Origin of the sequence: Allobosea sp. TAB14 (assembly GCF_052113865.1) — a bacterium.
Taxonomy (GTDB): Bacteria; Pseudomonadota; Alphaproteobacteria; order Rhizobiales; family Beijerinckiaceae; genus Allobosea; species Allobosea spartocytisi.
On record NZ_JBFRDQ010000173.1, the window covers coordinates 1 to 8700 of the forward strand.

Sequence of the window (8700 nt, forward strand, 5' to 3'; positions counted from 1 at the left end):
TATCGCAAGCAGGCTCGGCAGCGTTGCCCGCAAAGCGCTCCGGTACGCAGCCGAATTCCGCCATCTTCGTCGGCACTGTTCCGGCCATGAGCTTCCGATCACGACATCCCGGTCTTGCCTTGCGGTGGCTGGCCGGCTTCGCCCTCCTCGCCGCGCAACAGGCGGCCGCGCAGTCGCTCCTGCCCGATTCCTTCTTCGAGGGGCGCCCCGCCTTCTCCCAGCCCGAGCAGCCGGCGACGCCGGCGAGCTGCGAGAGCATCGCGGCCCAGCTCCCGGAATCGGTGCCGCGCGATTCGCGTGTCGATATGGCGATCGCCGGCCCCGTCACCCTGATCCAGACCGATGGCGCGGTCTGGTATGTCGCCGTCTGCGCGGATCCGGGCGTGCGCGTGCTCTGCGTGACCTATGGCGCCAACGACCTGAAACTCGGCGATATGGCGGTGCTGCGCGGTGGCTACACCCGCCAGAACGCCCGCCATGTGATGCTCGATCCCTGTCTGGCCTCTCGGGAATGAGTTTTGCGGCCCGGCGCGGGGCGCGTCTTTTCGCGGTGCCGGAGATATTTTTCCACCGATTTGGTTTTGCCGGCATCGGGCGCTTGACACTTCCGGCCCGGGGCCATAATCCACACCTCGCTGACGGCCACCGCGCCTCAGTCGCCCAGCGCGGGCGTAGCTCAGTTGGTTAGAGTGCCGGCCTGTCACGCCGGAGGTCGCGGGTTCGAGCCCCGTCGCCCGCGCCATTTAAATCAAGGGTTTAACTCGGGAACCCTGCCGCTTGTCGCATCGTCTTGCGCGCGGCCCTTACCCTTCTCGCTTCGATTTATTCTGTCCGAGCGTCGCCCGGTCCGCTGGTCGATAGGTATCGACGTCGCGGATCACGGCGGTGTCGATCGGGCTATGACTCTGTTGAATCCGGCTTCCCGCTTGCCTCCATCGATCGAATGAGGTGCTGGCCTCGATCTTGCGGTTTGTTGTCTCGCTACGCCTGTGCCGGCCAAATCGAAACAAACCAGATCACCCGGGGCACATGATGCAGGATCCACGGAATCATCTTCGTTTCATTTCGCGCTTGGCGCTGGCCCGCAAGAGGCGCCGCCTGACGAAACCGACCACAGAGAGCAAAACGCCGACTTTGAAGCTCGTCTGGTCGTCCGACCGCCGCCCATCCGAGCCCAAGAAGTGAGAATCGTCGGCTTGCGCGGAGGAGGGCTCATCGCGTCGGCGCGCGGGCTTGCCGATCTCGAGCGCCGCCGCCCGGTCGTTCCGGGCTCGACCGGGAAGCCATGTTGGAGCACGATCGAATGGAGCAAGCTCCAAAAATTGGCGATCTCGACCGACGGTGCCAGCCCGATAAGGCCGGCGATCCGACTGGCGCCATCAGGCGACGACCTCGCCGTGGCAAGGTCATGTGAGAAGGCGAGGCGAGCTGGAGCTCAGCCTCTCATCGTCCTTGAAAGGCTGTCGGCACCACGGGCCAGGAGCACGGCGTCCGATCCGCAGGCGACGAAGGAGAAGCCCTCGGCGACGAGGCTCCTCGCGAAGGCGGGATCGAATACGAGGGTGCCGWCCGGGATGCCGGCCTCGATCAGTTTCCGCGCGGCCGGGCGGATGACATCCCAGACCGCCGGATCGCTCGGCTTTCCCAGCAGGCCGATATCGGCGGCGATGTCGGCGGGCCCGAAGAAGACGCCGTCGACGCCCTCGACGCGCCCGATCTCCAGCACCTGCGCGATCGCCGCCCGTGTCTCGACCTGGACGAGCACGGCCGTTTCTTCCTCGATCCGGCTGAAATAGTCGCTCATGCGCGCGAAGCCATTGGCGCGGGTGCAGCCGCTGACGCCGCGGATGCCATGCGGCGGGTAGCGCGTTGCTGCGACGGCTCGCGCAGCCTCCTCGGGCGACTGGACCATCGGGAAGAGCAGGCCGGGTGCCCCGATATCGAGCAGTCGCTTGACGAGGACCGGGTCGTTCCAGTCCGGGCGCACGATCGGGGTCACCGGATGAGCGGCGAGAACCTGAAGCTGGGTCAGGACGGAGCTGAGGTCGTTGGGCGAATGCTCGGTATCGATCAGGAGCCAGTCGAAGCCGGCGCCTGCGACGGCCTCGGTCGCGTACCCGCTGGCAAGGCTGAGCCAAAGCCCGATCTGCGGCTGCCCGCTGCGGATCGACGCCAGGAATCTGTTGGAAGGCAGTTTCATCGCTCGGCTTTCATGAAGAAGGTGGAGACCATCCCGCCGGAGCGTTCCCCGAGCGGGCCTGAAGCCGGATCCGATCAGGCTGAACCAACCTGATCGGATCGCGCATGCTCTAGCGAGGCAGTTCACCACGGCGCGATGTCGCAAGGACATCCGCCGCGCGGCCCTCGGTCAGGCCATAATCGACGCGGGCGGCATCGGCTGAGATGTAGCCCAGCGCCAGGTCACGCTCGATGCTGGCTTGCCCCCGCTCTGCAGGCGCGCCGTAGCCGGCACCGCCCGGGAAGGCCATGACGACCTTGCGGCCATGCGGCACGAACTGCTTGCCCTTGCCCTTCATCGCGGTGCCGTCGTCGAGCGCGATCGTCGTCGGCGCGCCGCCGCCACCGCCGCGCCGGCCGCGGGCGGGGTGATGGACGCGATCGAACATCGCCTGGATGTCAAATTCGTAGCCCTCCCAGGCGCCGACCTCCATATGCTGGCCGAGCCCGCCGCGATGCTGGCCCTTGCCGCCGGAATCGGGCCGAAGCTCCTTGCGCCAGACGATGACTGGGCCGACCTGCTCGGTCGCCTCGACCGGCATCGTCATCACGCCGGAGGGGAAGGCGGTCGCATTCATGCCGTCGAGCGCCGGCCGTGCGCCCGAGCCGCCGGAGTTGAAGGTCAGAACCTCGGCGCGCACGGGATCGGCTGGCCAGGGTCCGTCGCTGCGTGGCCGCAGCGAGACCTGGAAGTTGCAGAGGCTGCCGGCGCCCTCAGCGGGCACCAGGCCGGGCAGCAGCTTGTCGAGAGCGTCGTAGATCGTGTCCGGCACCATGTGGCCGATGATGTGGCGCAGGGCCACCGGCGCCGGCCAGACCGCGTTGACGATGGTATGCTCGGGCGCCGTGATGCGGAAGGGCTCCAGTGAGGCCGCGTTGTTCGGGATTTCCGGCGCGATCGCGCATTTCAGCGCATAGCAGGTATAGGCCTTCGTATAGACCAGCGGCACGTTGATGCCGTTCTTGTCGACGCCGGAGGTGCCGGCCCAGTCGCAGAGCACGCCGTCCGGCTCGATCGAGATCTTCACCTTGAGGTCGATCGGCCGGCTATAGCCGTCGATCCGCATATGACCCTCCGCTTCACCGCGGGGCAGGGCGGCGATCTTGTCGAGCGTCGCCTGGCGGGAATTCGTGAGGATGAAATCGGAGATGCCGGCGAGGTCGGCAAGCTTGAACTCGACCATCATGTCGACCAGTCGGCGATGGCCGATCTCGTTGCAGGTCGCAAGCGCGTAGATGTCGCCGACGAGCTGGTCGGGCTCGCGGACATTGCCGCGGATGATCGTGACCAGTGTCTCGTTGACCGTGCCGCGGTCGACGAACTTCATGATCGGGATGTGCAGGCCTTCCTCRTAGACSGAGTTGGCGTCGGCACCGAAGCCGCGCCCGCCGATGTCGACGATATGCGCCGTGCAGGCGAAGAAGCCGACATGGCGGCCCTTGTGGAAGGAGGGGCTGACGACGGTGATGTCGTGCAGATGGCCGGTGCCCTCCCAGGGATTGTTGGTGATGTAGACGTCGCCCTCGGCGATGTTCTCGCGCCCGATCCGGCGGATGAAATGGGCGACGGCATCGGCCATGGCGTTGACGTGGCCGGGCGTGCCGGTCACTGCCTGCGCCAGCATCTCGCCCTTCTCGTTGTAGACGCCGGCCGAAAGATCGCCGGCCTCGCGCACCGAGGTCGAGAAGGAGGTGCGGATCAGCGCTTGCGCCTGCTCCTCGACGACCGAGATCAGGCGATTCCACATGACCTGATAGGCGACCTTGGAGATCTCAGACATGGGCGGGCTCCTTCCGCGCGGCGACGGCAGCGGCGGGTGCGGCTTCGGTGAGGCGGATGTCGATGCAGCCGTCGTTCAGCGTGACGGCGAAGCGGCTCGAGGGCAGGACGATGGTGGTCTCGTCCTCGGTGACGATGCCGGGGCCTGCGATCCGGCTGCCGGCCGGCAGGGCGTCGCGGCTATGGGCTTGGGCTTCCACCCGGCGGCCGAGCCCGGCATCGAAGACGGAGCGGCTGCCTTCGGCCGGTGCATCGAGCGTCTGCGAGAGCGGTGCCACCGGGGCCACGGCTTCCTGCGGCGTATGGGCGTTGACCGACCAGACCGTGATCTCGGCGGCGAGGCCCTTCACGGTGCGGCCGAACAGATTGGCGTATTCGTGCTCGAAGCGCTTGAGGATGACCGCCGGATCGGCGGCGCGCGCTTCTTCAGGCGTCAGCGTGACCGGGATTTCCCAGCCCTGGCCGGCATAGCGCATGTAGATCTTGTATTCGGCCTGGATCGCTCCGGCCCAGCCGCAGGAACGGACGACCCGCGTCGCTTCCTGCTCCATCTCGTCGAAGAGCCTGGTGACGCGGCCTGTGTCGAACTGGGCGAGCCGCATGAACAGGGTGCGGTTGGCCTCGAAACTGAACGGYGCCCGCAGGAAGCCGATGGCCGAGCCGACRCCGGCSCCGGGCGGCACSAGSMRGCGSGCGATGCCGAGCTTCTCGCAGAGCCGKCCGGCATGGAGCGGMGCCGCGCCGCCGAAGGCGATCATCGTGTATTCCGAGAGGTCCTCGCCGTTCTCGACGGCATGGACACGGGCGGCATTGGCCATGTTCTCGTCGACGACCTCGGCCACGCCCCAGGCGCTTTCCAAGGCGTCCATACCGAGCCTGCCGCCGATCTCGCCCGTCAGCGCTGCGGCCGACTGGTCGGCGAAGAGCGGGATCGTGCCGGCGGCGAAATTATCCGGGTCGATCTTGCCGAGGATGACGTCGGCATCGGTCACGGCCGGGCGCTTGCCGCCGCGGCCGTAGCAGGCGGGGCCGGGCTCCGAGCCCGCGCTTTCCGGCCCGACGCGGATCTGGTTCATCGAGTCGACATGGGCGAGGCTGCCGCCGCCGGCGCCGATCTCGACCATGTCGATCACGGGAATCGAGATCGGCATGCCCGAGCCCTTCTTGAAGCGATAGGTCCGGGCGACCTCGAAGACGCGGGCGGTTTTCGGCGTGTAGTTCTTGATCAGGCAGATCTTCGCGGTGGTGCCGCCCATGTCGAAGGAGAGCACCTTCTTCAGACCGTGCCGCGCGGCGATATCCGCGGCGAAGACGGCGCCGCCCGCCGGGCCGGATTCGACGAGGCGCACGGGGAATTCCGAGGCGCTTTCCAGCGAGATGATGCCGCCGCCCGAATGCATCAGGAAGATCGGGCAGGAGGCTCCCTCGGCCGCGAGCCGCCCCTTCAGCCGGACGAGATAGCTCTTCATCAGCGGCTTGATATAGGCGTTGGCGATCGTCGTGTTRAAGCGCTCGTATTCCCGCATCTGCGGCGAGACTTCCGAGGAGAGCGAGACCATCGCGCCCGGCAGGCGTTCGGCCAGAACCTCCTGGATCAGGCGTTCATGCGCGTCGTTGACATAGGAATGCAGCAGGCCGACCGCGACGCTCTCGTAACCGGCCTCGCGCAGTTCATCGACCAGGGTTTCGACGGTGGCGCGATCGAGCGGGATCAGGACCTTGCCGCGCGCATCCATGCGCTCCTTGACCGTGTAGCGGCGGTTGCGCGGCAGCAGCGGTTCCGGCAGCGTCAGGTTGAGGTCGTATTGCTCGAAGCGGCTCTCGGTCCGCATCTCGATGACGTCGCGAAAACCCTCGGTCGTGATGAGCGCGGTCTTGGCGCCGCGCCGCTCGATCAGCGCATTGGTCGCCAGCGTCGTGCCATGGATGATCTGCCCGATGGCGGAGGCTGCGATGCCGGCCTTGGCGCAGACCCGGTGCATGCCCTCGATGATCGCATCCTCGGGCGCGGCATAGGTCGTCAGAACCTTGGTCGAGAACCGTTGTCCGCCCTGCTCAAGCACGACATCCGTAAAGGTTCCCCCGATATCGACGCCCAGGCGGGCCCCGAGAATGGACATGGCTTACGCGCCTCCGTTGTTCGAGAGGCGGAGGATGGAACGCGGCGTCGATGTCGTCGAATTATTATTTTCAATACTATTCGATAGAGAATGTTTATCGACACAACGCTTCTGCACGCTGCCGCCGGGCTATTGTGTCATCGGCTCGACGATGTTGCCGCGATGCTGTTGCGCGGCCCGCTCCCCCGCCAGTTCGGCCGCCCGCTTGAGCAGGAAGCTGGCGGGCGTGTGGGCATATGATGCCRTGAAAATCAGAGGGCTGGGCTTCCATTCATAGGGGAATTCAACGAGCTCTCCGGCGTCCAGGTACTTTTCCACCAGCGTCCGCGACATCGGTGCGATGCCCAGCCCGTCGAGAGTCATCTGCAGGCTGGCGGCGAGGCTGCTCGACGGCACGATCCGAACCGGCCTCTCCCAGTTGTCGCGGAAATGCGCCGAGAGCTCGACGAAATGGCGCGTATTGCGCGCATGGGTCAGGATCGTATGCGAGGCCATCGTCGCAAGGTCGGAACCGGTGAGCCCAAGCCGAGGCGAGGCGACCCAGAGATAGGGCACGGAACCGAGATCGACATTGCTGATATTGAAGTTGGAGATCGGGCCGTTCAGCAGGCATAGGTCGAGCGACCGCGAAACCAGCTCCTCGCGCAGGTTGATCGTCAGATCGACCCTGAGTTCGACATCGACATTAGGGAAGACCTGTCGCAGGTCGAGCAGATAGTCGCGCAGCCAGGTCTGGGCGATGAGCTCGGCGACGCCGAGCCTGAGGACGCCGACCTGCTGGTCCGAGCGGATCGATTGCTGCGAGAATTCCTCGGACGCTTGCAGCACCCGCTCGGCCTGCCCCAGCAGCGAATGCCCAATTGGTGTCAGCGCGACCGAGCCGGAGTCGCGGTGGAACAACCGCACGCCGAGGACGGATTCGAGCTGAGAGATGCGCACCGAGATATTCGGCTGCGTCGTATTCAGGCGCTCCGCCGTCGCCCGGAAGCTGCCGAGCTTCGCGACCCAGACGAAGCTTTCGAGCTGCTTCAGCGTCCAGTTCGGCATCGGCTCCCACACCCTCAGACAAGCAATTTTTGGGCCGCTTTGCGGGCCGATAAACAAAATCTATCGCAACAACAGATAAATTCAATTGGATGCTATCGCGATAACGCGATGGACTGACCCTTGGCCGTCGATCGGGCTTCGGCACGGCTCCGGCTCCTAAACGCGCACGGTCTCTCCGCAGCGCGACAAGAACGAGGGGAACCATGAACCGTAGAGCTTTGATCGCCTCCGCCGCCCTTGCCCTGAGCATCGGGCTCGCCGCTCCTGCCGCTGCCCAGACCAACTGGACCATGGCCTCGGGCTATCCGGAGAGCAGCTTCTTCACCCAGAACATCCGGCAGATGATCAAGGAGATCGAGGAGAAGAGCGGCGGCAAGCTCAAGATCGACCTGCGCTCTAACGACAGCCTGATCAAACTCGATGCGGTCAAGCGCTCCGTCCAGTCCGGCCAGATCCAGATCGGCGAGATCCGCCTCGGCGTCTATGGCAACGAAGGCGCGATGTACAATCTCGACAACATTCCCGGCGTCGCGAGCAATTACGAGCAGGCGACCAAGCTGACTGAGGCTCAGGCGCCGTTCTTCGACGCCATGTTCAAGAAGGCCGGCATGCGCGCCATCAGCTATGTCGCCTGGCCGGGCCAGGGCTTCTACACGAAGGCGCCGCTGACGGGGCTTGCCGACCTCAAGGGCCAGAAGCTGCGCATCTATTCCAAGCAGACGCAGATCATGGGCGAGAAGCTCGGCATGGAGGCGCTGATCCTGCCCTTCGCCGAGGTGCCGCAGGCCTTCTCGACCGGCATGATCCAGTCGCTCTGGACCAGCGCGCAGACCGGAACCGACGTGCAGATCTGGGATTACGTCAAGCACTTCACCTATACCGGCACGATGCACAACAAGAACGCGATCCTCGTCAATGAGCGCGCCTTCCGCCAGCTCGACCCCGCGACGCAGAAGGTCGTGACCGAAGCTGGCGAGGCCGCGACGAAGCGGGGCTGGGAGCTTTCCCGGAAGGCGGGCGAAGAGCGCGAGGCCGTGCTCAAGAGCCACGGCGTGACGATCGCCCAGTCGCCGAAGGATGTTCTCGACGCCATCGAGGCCGCGGGCAAGGGCATGGTGGCCGACTGGCTGGCCACGGCCAGCGCCGAGGAAAAGGCCGTCTACGAGACCTACCAAAAGAGCCTCAACTAACCGGCCTTCCGCACGCCGCCCTTTCACATGAACCATGGCCAGCGGAGTGACCGGTGATACGTGGAGTTCTGGAGAAATTCTATGAGGCATGCGGCTATCTCGCCGCGGCCTTCCTGGTCGGCATCGGGCTGGCCATCGTCACGCAGATCGTCGGTCGCATGCGCGGCGTCACGCTCGACGCCACCGAGGCTGCGGGCCTGTGCCTGGCGGCGTCGACCTTCTTCGGCCTCGCCCATACCTTCCGGCGCGGCGCGCATGTGCGCATCAACCTGATCGTCGACCGGCTCCCCAAGCGCTGGCGACGCGGCGTCGAGCTGTTCAACTG

7 protein-coding genes and 1 tRNA gene are annotated in these 8700 nt (G+C 65.7%); 4 read left to right on the plus strand and 4 right to left on the minus strand.

Features of this window, described 5'->3' with window-relative positions:
* Positions 1-515: hypothetical protein (locus AB4Y99_RS21520; RefSeq protein ID WP_441524764.1), on the plus strand; the 515-nt coding region annotated here is incomplete at its 5' end.
* A 150-nt stretch (positions 516-665) separates the two neighbouring features.
* A tRNA-Asp gene (locus tag AB4Y99_RS21525) sits at positions 666-742 on the plus strand.
* Between the two features lie 693 nt (positions 743-1435).
* Here AB4Y99_RS21525 and AB4Y99_RS21530 read toward each other — a convergent pair.
* The 4 genes from AB4Y99_RS21530 to AB4Y99_RS21545 all read right to left on the minus strand — a co-directional run bounded on the left by AB4Y99_RS21530 (position 1436) and on the right by AB4Y99_RS21545 (position 7185).
* The gene (locus tag AB4Y99_RS21530) at positions 1436-2200 is read right to left on the minus strand and encodes an HpcH/HpaI aldolase family protein (RefSeq protein ID WP_441524765.1); all 765 of its coding nucleotides are present in this window, start codon (positions 2198-2200) and stop codon (positions 1436-1438) included.
* 109 nt (positions 2201-2309) lie between these two features.
* A complete protein-coding gene (locus tag AB4Y99_RS21535; protein ID WP_441524766.1) occupies positions 2310-4019 on the minus strand; it encodes a hydantoinase B/oxoprolinase family protein in 1710 nt (569 codons plus the stop codon).
* Positions 4012-6138: a hydantoinase/oxoprolinase family protein gene (locus AB4Y99_RS21540; protein ID WP_441524767.1), complete on the minus strand. Its 2127-nt coding sequence runs from the start codon at positions 6136-6138 to the stop codon at positions 4012-4014. Before AB4Y99_RS21540 ends, AB4Y99_RS21535 begins: the two co-directional genes overlap by 8 nt.
* A 129-nt stretch (positions 6139-6267) precedes the next feature.
* Complete coding sequence (locus AB4Y99_RS21545) at positions 6268-7185, minus strand: LysR family transcriptional regulator (protein ID WP_441524768.1); 918 nt, start codon at positions 7183-7185, stop codon at positions 6268-6270.
* 203 nt (positions 7186-7388) lie between these two features.
* Here AB4Y99_RS21545 and AB4Y99_RS21550 point away from each other — a divergent pair, with 203 nt between their 5' ends.
* Positions 7389-8375 carry a TRAP transporter substrate-binding protein gene (locus AB4Y99_RS21550; RefSeq protein ID WP_429068460.1) on the plus strand — a complete coding sequence of 329 codons (987 nt, stop codon included), beginning with the start codon at positions 7389-7391 and terminating at the stop codon, positions 8373-8375.
* Positions 8376-8428: 53 nt separating this feature from the next.
* Positions 8429-8700 (plus strand): TRAP transporter small permease (locus AB4Y99_RS21555; protein ID WP_441524769.1); only part of this gene is annotated, 272 nt, incomplete at its 3' end.

What these genes read in the sequence shown, in the direction of transcription:
- AB4Y99_RS21550 (WP_429068460.1), top strand. Translation starts at nt 7,389, where the DNA reads ATGAACCGTAGAGCTTTGATCGCCTCCGCCGCCCTTGCCCTGAGCATC.